This is a genomic window from Pseudomonas sp. LBUM1660 (assembly GCF_059695935.1).
The window spans coordinates 2662506-2676732 of the sequence record NZ_CP166795.1 but is presented as its reverse complement, the minus strand read 5'-3'; the positions used below and the strand labels follow the sequence as shown (position 1 = coordinate 2676732).

At 60.7% G+C, this 14227-nt stretch carries 17 protein-coding genes and 1 pseudogene; 9 read left to right on the top strand and 9 right to left on the bottom strand.

The features are described 5' to 3' along the window. Window positions 1-12: 12 nt before the first annotated feature. A complete protein-coding gene (gene thpR, locus ACA068_RS12630) occupies window positions 13-552 on the bottom strand; it encodes an RNA 2',3'-cyclic phosphodiesterase (protein ID WP_497310125.1) in 540 nt (179 codons plus the stop codon). A gap of 60 nt (window positions 553-612) precedes the next feature. Here thpR and ACA068_RS12625 point away from each other — a divergent pair, with 60 nt between their 5' ends. Then, complete coding sequence (locus tag ACA068_RS12625; RefSeq protein ID WP_497310124.1) at window positions 613-807, top strand: hypothetical protein; 195 nt, start codon at window positions 613-615, stop codon at window positions 805-807. 14 nt (window positions 808-821) lie between these two features. On the opposite strand, the gene ACA068_RS12620 is transcribed toward ACA068_RS12625, so the two are convergent. Together ACA068_RS12620 and ACA068_RS12615 are read right to left on the bottom strand one after the other, a co-directional pair. Then, window positions 822-1175 carry a DUF1428 domain-containing protein gene (locus tag ACA068_RS12620; RefSeq protein WP_497310123.1) on the bottom strand — a complete coding sequence of 118 codons (354 nt, stop codon included), beginning with the start codon at window positions 1173-1175 and terminating at the stop codon, window positions 822-824. A 16-nt stretch (window positions 1176-1191) separates the two neighbouring features. Beyond that, complete coding sequence (locus ACA068_RS12615; RefSeq protein WP_497310122.1) at window positions 1192-2259, bottom strand: hypothetical protein; 1068 nt, start codon at window positions 2257-2259, stop codon at window positions 1192-1194. Window positions 2260-2661: 402 nt separating this feature from the next. On the opposite strand from ACA068_RS12615, the gene ACA068_RS12610 reads away from it, so the two are divergent. Continuing rightward, window positions 2662-2931 carry a hypothetical protein gene (locus tag ACA068_RS12610; RefSeq protein WP_497310121.1) on the top strand — a complete coding sequence of 90 codons (270 nt, stop codon included), beginning with the start codon at window positions 2662-2664 and terminating at the stop codon, window positions 2929-2931. Here the strand turns inward: ACA068_RS12610 and ACA068_RS12605 are convergent. The 3 genes from ACA068_RS12605 to ACA068_RS12595 form a co-directional block, all read right to left on the bottom strand. After that, the gene (locus tag ACA068_RS12605) at window positions 2928-3566 is read right to left on the bottom strand and encodes a Vgb family protein (RefSeq protein WP_497310120.1); all 639 of its coding nucleotides are present in this window, start codon (window positions 3564-3566) and stop codon (window positions 2928-2930) included. The genes ACA068_RS12610 and ACA068_RS12605 overlap by 4 nt on opposite strands. A gap of 35 nt (window positions 3567-3601) precedes the next feature. After that, window positions 3602-4822, bottom strand: coding sequence for a helix-turn-helix domain-containing protein (locus ACA068_RS12600; protein WP_497310119.1), 1221 nt, complete (start codon window positions 4820-4822; stop codon window positions 3602-3604). Window positions 4823-5010: 188 nt separating this feature from the next. Continuing rightward, the gene (locus ACA068_RS12595; protein ID WP_497310118.1) at window positions 5011-5841 is read right to left on the bottom strand and encodes an AraC family transcriptional regulator; all 831 of its coding nucleotides are present in this window, start codon (window positions 5839-5841) and stop codon (window positions 5011-5013) included. A gap of 136 nt (window positions 5842-5977) precedes the next feature. Between ACA068_RS12595 and ACA068_RS12590 the strand changes: the two genes are divergently transcribed. From ACA068_RS12590 to ACA068_RS12580, 3 genes and pseudogenes are all read left to right on the top strand, one after another. Further along, complete coding sequence (locus tag ACA068_RS12590) at window positions 5978-6496, top strand: carboxymuconolactone decarboxylase family protein (protein ID WP_497310117.1); 519 nt, start codon at window positions 5978-5980, stop codon at window positions 6494-6496. Window positions 6497-6526: 30 nt separating this feature from the next. Next, window positions 6527-6778 (top strand): glutaredoxin 3, encoded by a 252-nt coding sequence (grxC, locus tag ACA068_RS12585; protein ID WP_497310116.1) that lies wholly within the window; start codon window positions 6527-6529, stop codon window positions 6776-6778. Window positions 6779-6796: 18 nt separating this feature from the next. Beyond that, window positions 6797-6928 (top strand): annotated as a pseudogene (locus ACA068_RS12580) (nuclear transport factor 2 family protein); the annotation flags it as partial. Window positions 6929-7011: 83 nt separating this feature from the next. Here ACA068_RS12580 and ACA068_RS12575 read toward each other — a convergent pair. Further along, complete coding sequence (locus ACA068_RS12575; protein WP_497310115.1) at window positions 7012-8217, bottom strand: NAD(P)/FAD-dependent oxidoreductase; 1206 nt, start codon at window positions 8215-8217, stop codon at window positions 7012-7014. A gap of 257 nt (window positions 8218-8474) precedes the next feature. Here ACA068_RS12575 and ACA068_RS12570 point away from each other — a divergent pair, with 257 nt between their 5' ends. The 4 genes from ACA068_RS12570 to ACA068_RS12555 all read left to right on the top strand — a co-directional run bounded on the left by ACA068_RS12570 (window position 8475) and on the right by ACA068_RS12555 (window position 10527). After that, window positions 8475-9044, top strand: coding sequence for an RrF2 family transcriptional regulator (locus tag ACA068_RS12570; RefSeq protein ID WP_010455470.1), 570 nt, complete (start codon window positions 8475-8477; stop codon window positions 9042-9044). A 33-nt stretch (window positions 9045-9077) separates the two neighbouring features. Next, window positions 9078-9479 (top strand): hypothetical protein, encoded by a 402-nt coding sequence (locus tag ACA068_RS12565; protein WP_077749108.1) that lies wholly within the window; start codon window positions 9078-9080, stop codon window positions 9477-9479. Between the two features lie 11 nt (window positions 9480-9490). After that, complete coding sequence (locus tag ACA068_RS12560) at window positions 9491-10030, top strand: HD domain-containing protein (RefSeq protein ID WP_497310114.1); 540 nt, start codon at window positions 9491-9493, stop codon at window positions 10028-10030. A 218-nt stretch (window positions 10031-10248) separates the two neighbouring features. After that, a complete protein-coding gene (locus ACA068_RS12555; protein ID WP_497310113.1) occupies window positions 10249-10527 on the top strand; it encodes a DUF3303 domain-containing protein in 279 nt (92 codons plus the stop codon). A 104-nt stretch (window positions 10528-10631) separates the two neighbouring features. Here ACA068_RS12555 and ACA068_RS12550 read toward each other — a convergent pair whose 3' ends face one another. Next, window positions 10632-13061 (bottom strand): efflux RND transporter permease subunit, encoded by a 2430-nt coding sequence (locus ACA068_RS12550; protein ID WP_497310578.1) that lies wholly within the window; start codon window positions 13059-13061, stop codon window positions 10632-10634. A 27-nt stretch (window positions 13062-13088) separates the two neighbouring features. Further along, window positions 13089-14165 carry a WD40/YVTN/BNR-like repeat-containing protein gene (locus ACA068_RS12545; RefSeq protein WP_497310112.1) on the bottom strand — a complete coding sequence of 359 codons (1077 nt, stop codon included), beginning with the start codon at window positions 14163-14165 and terminating at the stop codon, window positions 13089-13091. Window positions 14166-14227 lie beyond the last annotated feature (62 nt).

Below are 14227 nucleotides of genomic sequence, written 5' to 3'. Positions count from 1 at the left end.
GGGCGCCTTTTTTTATGCGGGGACGAGCGGCCATTCGGCCAGCGCTCGATACCGTCCTTTGTGGGACTCAAACAGGACAAAGCGATCAGCCCGCAGAGAGAATTCAGGCGGTGTCGCGGACTCAGGCACCGGCATTCGATAATCACGCATCAACGTCAGGTGCGGCCGAAACGCCTTCGGCGCCTCCTCAACGCCAAACGGCAACATCGCCTGCTCCAGCGCATACACCAGCCGCAACAACTGCGGCGGTGCCTGCTCCGGCGCCAGGACCAGCACCCCTGCCCTGCGCCAGACCTCCATTCGATCCAGCGCCAACCTCAGCGGAGTACCCGGTATGCGAACCTTTCCGGCCGCCGTGCAGATCTCGCCAATCTGCGCCACCGCCACAGCCCCCAAGAACAACAACGTCAGGTGAAAGTTTTCCGCTGGCACCGGACGCCCGCTGCGCAGCTCAAGGGCGCTGCGCCACTGGGCAATGACCTTGCGTTGCGCCGGCGGGCAGTTGAGTGCGAAAAACAGCCGCTTGAACGGTTCACGGGATTCGTCAGTCATGCCTGGCAGCTCCTGACATGCACGTTATAGTTGAACCAACCGAATCAACGGGAGGGGGCCATGCGACAGATCATCAGCAAAGAGCCATGGTGGGCAATGCCACCGAAACCGGGGCAGGATGAGTCCGAGCTGGAATGGGGCTGGCTGGTTCACTATAGCGAGGGTGAGCCGCGCTTCGAATTCGTCAGGGAGCGGCCGACGGACAGCGAGATCCGCAACCGCAAAAGTTGCAGGATCACCCCGACGCCGGAGTGATCCTTTCGTCGGGATCAGGCCTTCACGATCATTTCAAAACCACCAAAGACCAGGCGCTGGCCATCGAAGGGCATCGGATTGACGTCCGGCTGCATCCGCGGATCGTTCATCATTTTGTCCATGCCCGCATTACGGGTGGCCTTGTCCGGCCAGATAATCCAGCTGAACACCACGGTTTCGTCTTCCTTGAGTTTCACCGCCATGGGAAACGACGTTACTTTGCCGTCCGGCACATCGTCACCCCAGCATTCGGTGACGCTGAGCGCGCCGCATTCCTTGAAAATAACCGCAGCGGTTTCGGCGTGTTTCTTGAATTTTTCGCGATTGACGGTGGGGACGGCAGCGAGGAAGCCATCAACGTAGGACATGGTGTTTCTCCTTCGGTTATGGAACGGTCTGCTGGGTAGTCGTTTCCATCGGGCTCCAATCGACAGCGCCGCCGCCCGAACTGACCGACGGCACGTCGGCGCTCCCCGCCAGGTTGCCCTCGATCTGCGCCGCCATGTACAGCGTCCCCGCCATAACACCGGTGGTCGGGTTCTGCACCAGTTTCATCCAGGCCTTGTCGAACGTGTTGCCCAGGCTGCTGCGAATCAACGCTTCGCTGTCCGGCCGGTCGTTGGCCTGAATGATCGCCCGAACGCCTGCTACCCCTACCGAAATCAGGGCGCCGGCCAGTTTACCGGCTACCGCGGCCACCGCACTGGCCGCCCCTCGCGGGGCCATCTCGGCCTCCATCCGCTGGCTGGCGCGCTTGGCCACCGGTGCCATCGCCGTATCGGTCGAATCAACGCCCTTGTCGCCGCCTGCCTTGTGGATTTTCTCGATCAACGCCGCGTACGCCGGCAACGTATTCAGCGGTTGGGTGTGCACGACCTGATACAACGAAGCATCGCGCGCAGGCGGCGGTCCCAGTGCAATCGCGGGGATTTTCTGGATGCGGCCATTGAGCTGGGCCATCGGCACGCCGTGGCGCTGGGAGATTCGCTGCAATTCTTCCTGAATAATGTCCACGTAGAAGGCTGTTGCCAGGCCGAGGATTGCGTCGGGATCGATCTCTACTGCGACCGGCGCCAGCACGCGCTCCTGATATTGCTCCAGCAGGTAGGCCGCCAGGCGCTTGGCCGAGGCATCCTGCTCGCCCTTGGCGCTGAGGCTGTACCAGCTGACCTTCACCGATAGCCATTCCTGGGTCCAGTAACTGCTGAACCAGGGAATGAAGTTCTCTTCGGTCAGTTGATAGACCCGCGTGCGCCAGTAATCCATGGCGCCGCGAGCGTAGATTTTGGTCTGTTCGGTGGCGGACTGCGACGCGGCGACAATCTCCTGGTCCACCTGGCGCCAGGTGCTCTCGGACACCACCACGATCGGCGCCACCACCGGGGCACGCACGGGCGTGGCGCAACCCGCCAACACCACCATCACGGCGACGATCAGCGAACGCAGGTTCAAGATCGCGGTTCCTACAGAGTTCCCCGGACGGTATGTCCGGTGTTCAAAAGCGTATTTATTTGAGTATAGGCGGCGGTAATTGTTCGCTTGGGATTGGGGGTGTTTTCAAGGGCCTCATCGCTAGCAGGCTCGCGCCTACAGTGGATCGCGGTGAACTCAACATTGTGGGAGCGAGCCTGCTCGCGATGGAGCCCTGAAGATCACCATCAACGGCGTCGATACTCACCATCGCGACGATTGCCTTCCGCTAAAAAACCGCCAAGCGCAGGATCACCCCATCCCAAGGCAAAACTTCACACAGGAGGGGAAAATCATGTTGATCCATCTACTGACCTGCCTGGCCCTGACGGGCGTAACGCTGACTGGTTTTTCCTACATCGTCCTCGCCGAGGAGCGCAGATCATGATCCACGCCATCAGCCTTTCCGTAAGCTTCCCGGTGTTCGGCAACAACTTCTATTCGCAGGCATTCGTCTCTCGCAAAGAGCTGTCACTGGTGTTCGACAAAAACTTCGAGGCGTTGCTGATACCGGCAGCCGCGAACCACTTCAATAACGAAGTGGTCGGGCTCAACGATCAGTTCCGGTTTCTCAATGACATATTGGTTGAACACCTGCTGGAGATCGAACTGGCCCAGAGCGCACCCCGGTCTTCGCGTCAGTTCACGTTTTAGGATGAGGCGGGCCGACGAACGGCCCTCACTTTCCCGCTATTGCCTCCGCCACAGAAAAACCGGTCCGCGCCATCGGATTCAAGCCCCGATACGCCGACACCGGCTGGCAGCGTGACACTTTCCAGCACCTCCCCGGTGTTCGGATCTACCCGCCGCAATTCACCTTCCTCACCTTCCCAAGTGCCGTGCCACAGCGCGCCGTCAACCCAGGTCACGCCGGTGACGAAGCGGTTGGATTCGATTGTGCGAAGAATCTTGCCGGTGTCAGGGTCGATTTGATGGATCTTGCGTTCGCGATACTGGCCCACCCAAAGCGTTCCTTCAGCCCAGGCGAGCCCTGAGTCGCCACCGCCGCCGGGCGCAGGAATGGTGCCGAGTACACGGCCATTCAAAGGATCGATCTTCTGAATGCGATCCTCGGCGATCTGGAACAGGTGCTGGCCGTCAAAGGCCGTTCCCGCATGCGCGGCGACATCGATGGAACGAGGTGTCTTACCGCTTGCCGGGTCGAGGGCGTTGAGTTTTTCTCCAGAGGCGAACCAGACGTGCTGACCGTCATAAGAAACGCCATGCACGGTGTCGACGCCCGGAAAGGGTCCGTATTCGCGGATGATCTCGGCAGATGATTGCTTCATGGTTGCATCCTCTTCATTGGGTGGTGGGATGGATCCTAGTCACCCGGCACCCAAGCTGTGAGTAACAAAGTCGTCGCGAATCCCGGCAGCGGCGGCGCCATCCAGCGCCGGGCGCGCCCACGGCCAAACGACTGCACTTTGCCCGCCGCCGCTAGCGAATCAAGGGCCCGTTGCACAGTGCGCTGACTGGCCTTCAGCGCCAGGGCGAGCGCCGAACTCGACCATGACTCGCCATCGGCCAGGAACGCGAGCAGCGCCGCCTGCGGCTCTTCGACGGGCCGCGCCAGCACCACAACGTCGTCAGCACCCTGTGGCTGCAGTGCAAACCCGCGCTTCGTCGCACTGATACCGGCCAGAGGCTTCAGCGCTGTGCGAAGCCGACCGATTTCGACGCGCAGCCTTGCTCGATGGGATTCATCGGTGAGCTTCAAGCGAAAGGCCTGGGTGATCAGTGTTTCCCTCGCCACGTCCGCGGGCCAGGCTTCGGCCAATGCCCGCACGAGGGTGAACAACACCGGGCGTTTGGACAGGGATATCGACATTCCCGCGCCGCGCACGCCGTATCGGCACGCGTCCACTACCAGTGACGGCGAACCAAGCAGCGCTTCCACCTCATCCAGCAACAGGGGTCGCTCCTTGCCACGGGCTATCAGCCGCGCAGCGGGCGTGTTGAGCACATGAACGGCGTGTGCAACCTCGGCAGTCAGCGCAGGAATGCCGGCGTCGCACGCAGCGCGTTGAGCCCTTTCGAGCGCAGACCGCGCCCTGTTTGTTTCGAGTCGCCGCACGGCGATCCCGGCCACCACCAATTCATGAACAACGCGTAATGCCGGTGGCAGCGGCGCAGGGTCGAGCTCTGCGAGCAAACTGTCGACCTCATCAAGACGCCCGATCAACAACAAACGGCGAATCTGCAAATACCGCGCATGGGCCGCATTCAGGCCGTCGCCATGCGCCTGCAAGGTCACTCGCGCCGCTTCGAGCGCCTTCACCGGCCAGCCGAGATCCCGTGAAGCCAGGGCGATTTCGGCCTCGGCCACCACGCACCGCGCCCGTGCCACCGGCGCTTTCGCACCGAAGGCGCGTGCGGCGCTGCGCACCAATGCCTTGGCCCGGACCAGATCGCCCAACTGCGCCATGGCGATGCCGCGAAGCGCCAGCGCAGGTGCATCGTCGCGCAAGGCAACCCGGTTCAACGCACCGAGGGGATCGCCCGCCGCGAGTGCGTGCGCTGCGGCGGTGATCAGTGAGTCCATTTGAATTGCGCCACAGGTGTCACTCCCACGGTCGGTGCCCGTAAATGAGTCTATCTCACCGCCACCAAACCTGTGGGAGCGAGCCTGCTCGCGAAAGCGGTGGGTCAGTCGCTATCGATGTTGGATGTACCGGCCTCTTCTCGAGCAGGCTCGCTCCCACAGGGAATGTGCTTGACCGACGGGGGTGGTCATCGCGGACGCTTGACGTCTTGCAACCACTCGCGCGGGCTGGCACCGGTTTTGCGCCGGAACGCCCGGGCCAGCGCCGAGGGGCTTTCGTAGCCGACTTCATCGGCGATCAGCGCGATGGACTTGCCTTCACGCAAGCGTTTTTGCGCCAGGCTGATCCGCCAGCTCACCAGATAGTCGACCGGCGTCTGCCCCACCACCGAGCGAAAGTAGTCGGCGAAACTGGCCCGGGACATGTTGGCCGCCGCCGACAGTTCGGCCACGGTCCAGGCCTTGCCGGGCGAATCGTGCATCAGGCTCAAGGGGCGCGCCAGGCGTGGGTCGGCGAGACCGGCCATCATCCCGGGGGTCTGGTCACGACTGGTCAGGATGTGCCGCAACAACTGAATCACCAGCAGTTCGAACAGCCGATCCATCATCGCTTCGCGACCACAAATGCCGCCGAAAGCCTCGCGGAACAGCCAGTCCAGCGTGCCGGCCAGGGTCGGGATGCTGTCGAGTTTGAGCACCATGTAATCAGGCAGTGCCGCCGCCAAGGCATTGCCCGCACCGCCGTCGAATTCCAGGGACGCGCACACCAGTTGCGTGCCCGAGGCTTCGCTGGCGAACAACCGATGACGATAAGGTCGCGGGAAAAAAATCAGCGTCGGCTCATTGAGCTGCAGGTCTTTCTCATCAGCCAGCTTGAGCGTCAGTTCGCCGGCCTGAAGCAAATGCAGGTGCCCGGTGGCCTGTTCGCCATCAAAGGACGTGACGCCGCAAAAATCCCCACTGTGAAAGGTGCCGGCACTGACACCGAAATGCGTGAGCAAGGTGGACAAGCGATCCATGGAACGACTCCCCCGGGGACAAATCTGGACGATCTGTCGCATATCCTCGACGATTTGCACCCTCAAGGCCAGCAATGATCCATAGCATGGACCCCGTACCCAGCGCACACCGCGCTTGAATCGACGGAGTCTCACCATGAGCCGCATCGCCCCCCTGAACCTTGAACATGCCACCGATACCACTCGCCCGTTGCTGGAAGGCGTGCAGAAAAAAATCGGCTTTTTGCCCAACGTCTTCAAGACGCTGGCCCATGCCCCCGCCGTACTGTCTGCTTACCTGCAACAGTCGGTGGCGCTGGGCAAAACGTCCCTGAGCGCCCCTGAAAAAGAAGCCATTTTTCTGGCCACCTCTCAGGTCAACGGCTGCGACTACTGCCTGGCGGCGCACACGCTGTTCGCCGGCAAGGCCGGGTTGTCGGCGCCAGACATTCTCAGCGCCCGGCAGGGGCAACTCAATGCATTCGCCACCCTGGCCCGACAAATCACCGAAAGTCGTGGCCACCTGAGCAACGAGCAGATTGAAGCGGCGCGTGCAGCCGGCATCACCGACGCCAAGATCATCGAGGTGGTCGCCCACATTGCGTCGCAGACGCTGACCAACTACCTCAACAATCTGGCCCTGACCGAGATCGACTTCCCTGCCATCGATGCTTGAGGCGGATGTCTGACCCGAGGAGTACACCCCATGAGTACCGTGACGCTTTACACCACTGACACCTGCCCTTATTGCCGCAATGCCAAGACGTTGCTGGCCAGCAAAGGCATCGCCACCCGGGAAATCAACGTTCAGTCGGACCCCGGAAAATTCCAGGAGATGCTCACCCGCAGCGGTCGTCGCAGCGTGCCGCAAATATTCATCGGTGACACCCATGTCGGAGGCTTCGACGACCTGGCCAAACTGGACCGCCAAGGTGCCTTACTGTCGATGCTGGCCTGAACCAGTCTCGGATGATGAGCGCGGGTTCGCCATCATTTTTCGGCACAGGCGATCAAGGGCACCGAGCGGGCCCCGACTGAAATCGACAACTTGCAGATCTGGCAAAAGAAGGCTGGCAAATGGTTGCTGGTCGGTCGGCAAGCCTTGCGCACGGGAATAAAAAATCCCGCTCAAGATGATTTGAGCGGGATTTTTTACGCAAGCAGTCTTATCGAGACAGCACTGCCAATCTCTTAGGCAACAACCGGAATCATCGGATCCGCAGCCGCCAGTGCGGTGGCACGGTCAGCGGCCGGCGGATAGATCCAGAGCGTGTTGATCTGGGTCTTGAGCGACTTGCCTTCCTGCTTGACCAGTTTGACCTGGCGATCCCAGCCCTCGGTGTAAACCGCGCCCCAGGCACCCAGGTCCAGACAGGTGACGTACTTGGGCTGACTGTACGCCGTCGGGTCCACGCCCAGGATCTGCGCAGCGACGTTGTTGCCAGCGTGACGCCCCAACGAGATCGCGTGTTGGCAGGTCATCATGGCGTAGTTGCCGATGTCATCCGTGGCGGCATAAGCCACATCGCCGGTGGCGAAAATATCGTCCTGGCCGATGACTTTCAGATGCGCATCGACGTGCAGGCGACCGAGGTGATCGCGTTCGGCCGGGATCTGCTCGGTCAGCGAGCTTGCCCGTACACCGGTGGTCCACACCACGGTCTTGGCGTCGATGCGCTGGCCATCGGCCAGGGTCACACCGTTTTCATCGACGGCAACGACCGACGACTTCAAGCGCCATTTCACGCCCAGCTCAGTGCTGGCTTCGGCGATGGACTGGCTGATTTCGCTGCCCAAGGACGCCCCGACTTTTTCACCGCGATCGACGATGATCACTTCGATGTCGGCCTCTTCACCGAGGATGGCCCGCAGGCGCGCCGGCATTTCCGTCGCTGTTTCAATCCCGGTAAAGCCGCCACCGGCCACCACGACTGTGTTGCGCGCTTTGCTTTCTGGCAGGTTGACCAGGGATTTCAGATGGTTTTCCAGGCGCACGGCTTGTTCGATCTGGTCCACGTCGAACGCGTGTTTGGCCACGCCCGGGGTGTTGGGCAGCGCAAGACCACTGCCGGTGGCCAGAACGAGTTTGTCGTAGCTGCACACCTGTTCGGCACCCGATGCATCGGTGTAGCCGACTTGTTTTTGCTGCACGTCGATGGATTGCGCTGCGCCCTGAATGAACTTCACACCGACGGCCTCGAACAGATCGCCCAAGGGTGCGGCCAGTTGATGAGCATTCGGTTCGTAGAAACGCGGACGTACACGCAGCTCGGCCTGAGGCGCCAGTACCGTGACTTCCACGTCGTTTTGATTGTGGATGTCCAACAGGCGCGTGGCGCTCAACGCCGTCCACATGCCACCGAAACCTGCGCCGATAACCAGAATGTGCTGTTTCATTGTTTTAACTCCGAGGAAGACCAAAGATTGAACTCGCTGCCGAGCTGACAACGGCGACTATAGTGATCCTAGTTACTAGAAGCAACGCCCTTCTATCGATGGTTATCATCACAAATACAGACACCTCGAAAGTCTACACAAAAGCTTCTATATATAAGAAGCACGGGACAGATAGACGATTTAGGCCATGCCGATGGTTCGTTGCGCCCCCGACCATCGGCTGGTAACATTGGCGACTCATTCAGTCGGAGATAACCATGTCTCTTTACAGCGCGGGCGTTGAGTACGGCATTCACTGCCTGCTTTTTCTGGTGGGCGATTACGGCGACAGCCGTGAGGCAAGCGTGCGCGACCTCGCTGAGCTGCAAGGCGTGCCGCTGGACTACCTGGCGAAAATCTTCACTAAGCTGGCCAAGGCCAAACTGGTCGTCGCGACCGAGGGCGTGCGCGGCGGGTTCAAGCTGGCGCGGCCGGCGGACGAAATCAGCGTGCTGGACATCGTCAACGCCATTGATGGCCAGAAGCTGATCTTCGATTGCCGTGATATCCGTGGGCGTTGTGCGCTGTTTGAGGGCTCCCCGCCGACGTGGGCAGTGGAAGGTCATTGCTCGGTTCACGCCGTCATGATGACCGCGCAGCAACGCATGGAAGACGCCCTCGCCCAGCAGACCATTCTCGACCTTGCCCGCAGGGTCGGACGTAAAGCCCCGGCCGAGTTCGGCGCCCAGGTGGACAACTGGATCAATGATCGTCGGGAAAGGAAAACCGTGACCGGCACTCAGCCCGATGGCGAACAGATCATCCCGGTGACCGATATTTCCGACTGACGATTCGCCTGGGGCGCTCTATGATTAAGGCCAATGACGACCTCTGCTCCGATTCGCTCACCCTGCCCGCCCGGCGCCTGCATTTGCGGGCGAGACCCGTTGCTGGAAACACCGGGCGCGGACGTGCGCATCCTGTTTCTGACCCGGCAGGAAGAAAAGCGTCTGCTCGATCGTCTGGAAAACCTGCAAAGCCTGGCTGACCTCGAACGCTTGCAAAACCGCATGTACGCACAACTGGGCATCCGCGTGGACATCGTCCCCAGCTTCAACGAAGTGCGTACCATGCGCGGCATCGGCATCACCCTCGGCGAGTTGCCGGGCTTGTGCCGCAAGACCCGCCAGTCGATCCCGGCCGCGATTCGCCGCAGTCTGGAGAAACGCCCGGAGATCGCCTTCGAGATCCTCAACGCCAATGACCTGTTGCGCGACGCCTGAGGTCCGAACCGATGAATCCCCTTCTCGAATTCCCCGTTACCGACGAAATACTGACGTCCTACGCACTGGCGATCGGTACCGATTTGTCGGGTTATCGCAATCACATTTACCGGGTGCTGAACTTCTACCGCGCGATCAGCGGCATTGAAGGCCTGCCCTCCGAAGCCGTGCAGATCGCCGGGGCGTTTCACGACCTGGGCATCTGGACCGATCAAACCATCGATTACCTGGAACCCTCGGTGCGCCTGGCCACCGACTACCTCGCCAATCGGCAACTGTCGCACTTGAGCGGCGAAGTGACGGCACTGATCCTGGAACACCACAAAGTGCGGCCCTACGGTGCCGACCATGCGCTCAGCGTCGAGCCCTTCCGGCGCGCCGATGTCATTGATGTGTCGCTCGGACTGCTGACGTTCGGCCTGCCACGGGCCTACATCAAAACGGTGAAGGCGGCGCTGCCCAATCATGGCTTTCACGGGATGCTGCTCCGGCAAACCGCACGGCAATTCCTGCGCTCCCCGCTCAAGCCGCTGCCGATGTTTCGCTGGTGAAACAGGCGTTGACGGCGGCGTCGTTCAATCCTTGAAAAGGCCATTAAATAGGATCAGCGGTCATACGCGAACGACAGGGCGCTGCTATGCCTTCTCATGGGAGAAAGGGTTTTACACCAGCCAGAATAGAGCGCTGGGAACAGAGGCGTAATCGTGGCCCCGGCACCAGCCAGGTGCGCGAAGACAAACAGGTGCCAATCCGTAGCAGGAGGTGGCAGATGTTATTCATAGTCAAATGGTCGATCAGTGCGGACAATCGCAACAAAGCCATCGAGCGTTTCCTCAAGACCGGGGGCGCCCCACCGGCCGGCGTCAAAATGCTCGGACGCTGGCATGCCATAGGCGGTTCGAGCGGTTTTGGCGTGGCGGAGGCGAACGATCCTATAGCGATTCAAAAGTGGGTGCTGGAGTGGAACGACCTCATGAAGATGGAAGTTCAGGCCGCACTGACCGATGAACAAATGGCGCCGCTGCTGGCAGCCGCTACCGGCAAGTAACCGTCAGGGGGCGACGAGCGCTGCTCGCCGCCCCTGGAGTGAATTCGATCAACGGCGATCATTGCCGAGGCTACTGAACTATCACTTTTAATCGATGATCCTGCCTATCGCACTTTGCGCAACAGGAAGTGCGATAGCGCCGGAATCAGCACCAACGCCCCGATCATGTTCCAGATGAACATGAACGTCAGCAGGATGCCCATGTCCGCCTGGAACTTGATTGGCGACCAGGCCCAGGTGATGACACCGGCGGCGAGGGTAATCCCGACCAATGCCACCACTTTCCCGGTGAACGCCACGGCGTTGCGGTAGGCCTCGGTCAGCGACAAACCGGCACGTTGCTGCGCCAGTTGCACGCTCAACAGGTACAACGCGTAATCCACGCCAATCCCCACGCCGAGGGCGATCACCGGCAACGTGGCGACTTTGACGCCCATACCGAGCCAGACCATCAAGGCCTCGCAAAGTATTGAAGTCAGCATCAACGGCACCACCGCCACCACCACCGCGCGCCAGTTGCGGAAGGTGATGAAGCACAGCACAATGACAGCGCCGTACACGTACAACAGCATCGTGCGGTTGGCGTCGCGCACAACGATGTTGGTCGCCGCTTCAATCCCGGCGCTGCCGGCGGCGAGCATGAACTGACGCTCGCCGTTGCTGTGTTCACGAGCAAACGTTTCGGCCACTTGCACCACGCGGTCGAGGGTTTCGGCCTTGTGATCCGACAGATACGCCACGATCGGCATCATCGAGCAATCATTGTTGAACAGGTCCGGACTGCTGACCGACGCCTGCTGCGCGCCGTAGTTGAGCACGTCCTGGTTGCGCGCGATGGTCAACATCTTCGGGTTGCCTTCATAGGAACCCGCCGTGATCTGGCGCACCGCATTGACCAGCGACACCGTGGTTTGCACCCCCGGTTGCTGCTGCAACAGCCAGGCCAGACGATCGGCTTCCACCAGGGTTTCGTATTTCAGGCAGCCTTCACTGGGGGTCTTGAGCATGATCGCGAACTGGTCGCTGGACAGAGAATAGTTGGCCGTGATGTAAGCGTTGTCACGGTTGTAGCGCGAGTCAGAACGCAGTTCCGGGGCGCCAGGATCGAGGTCGCCGATCTTTAGATGTTGGCTGACAACAATTCCGCCCACCGCCAACAAACCCGAGATGACGACGGCAACGGTGGCCCAGCGGCGTTCGGTGAACTTGTCGAGGAAACTCCAGAGCGCCCCCATGCCTTTGCCGCGCAGTTCCTTGTTCTCTGCACGCAGACTGCGCTCGGCCGCCTTGCGGCTCACGCCCCAATACGACAGCAACACCGGCAGCAACACCAGGTTGGTGAAGATCAGCACCGCGACACCGATGCTGGCGGTAATCGCCAGGTCCTGAATCACAGGGATATCGATCAGCATCAACACGGCAAAGCCCACGGCGTCGGCCAGCAACGCGGTCAGCCCCGCCAGGAACAGACGGCGGAAGGTGTAACGTGCAGCAACCAATTGATGAGTGCCGCGACCGACGTCCTGCATGATCCCGTTCATCTTCTGCGCGCCGTGGGAGACGCCGATGGCGAACACCAGAAACGGCACCAGAATCGAGAACGGGTCCAGCGCAAAACCAAACAGTGCGACCAGGCCCAATTGCCAGACCACTGCAATCACGGAACAGAGGATCACCAGCGCCGTACTGCGCACACACCGGGTGAAGTAGAAAATGATGGCCGTGGCAATCAGCGCGGCGGCGCCAAAATACAGCATCACTTGCATCAAGCCATCGATCAGGTCGCCGACCAGTTTGGCGAAACCGATGACGCGGATCTTGATCGGGCCTTTGCCCTCCTCGCCCACAACGCGAACGCCACCTTCATACTCGTACTTGTTGCGCAGCTTTTCTTCGAGGGTTTTCGAGAACTGGTGGTAGTCGATGCCCTGCCCGGTGACCGGGTCTTTCTCCAGCAGCGGCACGAAGATCATGCTCGATTTGAAGTTGTTGCCGATCAAACTGCCGACGATGCCCGAACGGGCGATGTTCTGCCGTAACTGCTGAACGCTCTGCGCCGAACCGTCATAGGAGTCGGGCATCACCGGGCCGCCCTGAAAGCCTTGCTCGGTGACTTCGGTCCAGCGCACCGCCGGTGTCCACAGTGACTTCATCCACGCACGATCGACACCCGGGGTCACGAACAGTTCGTCGTTGATCTCTTTCAAGGCGTCCAGATAGTGCGGATCGAAAATGTCGCCATTGCTGCTTTCAACCACAACCCGCACGGCATTGCCCAGACCGCGCAAGGCCTGGCGGTTCTCCAGGTAGTTTTTAATGAAAGGCTGGCTCTGCGGGATCATCTTTTCGAAGCTGGCATTGAGCGTCAGCCGGGTCATGGCGAAAAAGCTCAGCGCCACCGTCACCATCAGGCAGGCCAGCACCACCCACAAGCGGTTGTTGAAAATCAGCCGTTCCAGGGCGTTACCAGAGCGTGCGTCGAAGCCCTTGAGCTCGCGGATGACCGGCATTGTTTCAAGTTCGTAGTGACCCATCATGGAGTTCTCTTTGTAATGCCGGGCTTATTCAAGGGGAAACTGCCGCAGGCCACGGGTGCCTGCGAGCACCAGCGAGCTGCCAGTGGCCACTTGCGCGGCGGCCACCGGGGCCAGCGAGGTGTTCGGTTTGATCTGGAAGCTTGCGCCGTCATCGACACTGACCAGCACGTGGCCGGCCTGGCTGACCAGCACAATCCGGCCATCGGCAGTGACGCTGCTGGCGGTAATGCTCAGAGGTAGACCGAGGTCGATTTTGCTCCAGCTCGCTCCACTGTCAGTGCTGCGAAAGACATTGCCACGCAGACCGAAGACCAGCGTGGCTCCCGGTTTGCCGGTAATGCCGAAAAAGCTGCCGTTGTACGGCGTAGGGGTAGCGTTGAAGCGGCCACTCGCGCGGTCCAGCTTCATCACCAGGCCTTGTTCGCCGACCACGAACAAATCGGCACCCACCGGGCGTAGGGCGTAGAGATTCAGGGCACTGGGGTTGTCGGTGTGTTCGAGCAACGGTGTCCAGCTGCGACCGCCATCGTCGGTGCGGAAAATCAGGTTGAAGGCGCCAATGATGTAACCGACCTGTTCGCTTTCGAACCAGACATCAAGGAAAGGTTTGTCGGCACCGTCCTCGACCATGCGTTGAGCGTCGCTGACCCGAGCTTGCAGGTCTGCGTTGTCGGGTTGGTTGGCCAGTTGATACTGGTAGTAATCAAGCAGAATCGGCCCGACCTGACGCCCGTCCAGTTGTCGGCTCCAAGTCTGGCCGGCGTCGATGCTGTGCAGGACCACGCCATCGTGCCCGACTGCCCATCCTTGTCGAGGGCTTGGAAAGTGCACGGCAACCAAATCCGAACTGACCGGCACCTGTGCCTGCTGCCAGTGCTGGCCGGCATCATCGGAATATAAAATGTGCCCGCGTTGGCCCACGGCAACCAATCGCTCGCCGGCCAGGGTCAACCCGGTCAACGTCGACTGCGCGGCCAGATCGCTATGCAGTGCAGGCGTATCGAGCACACCGGCAAACTCGCCAGCGATCACCGGCCGGGTAAAAGGCACGGCCAGGGAAGCTGACAGCGCGGCAAGCAAAAACCACTTGATCATCGTCATTATTATTTTCTCAGTGCACACCACAGTTCCCTTGTGGGAGCGAGCCTGCTCGCGATGAGGCC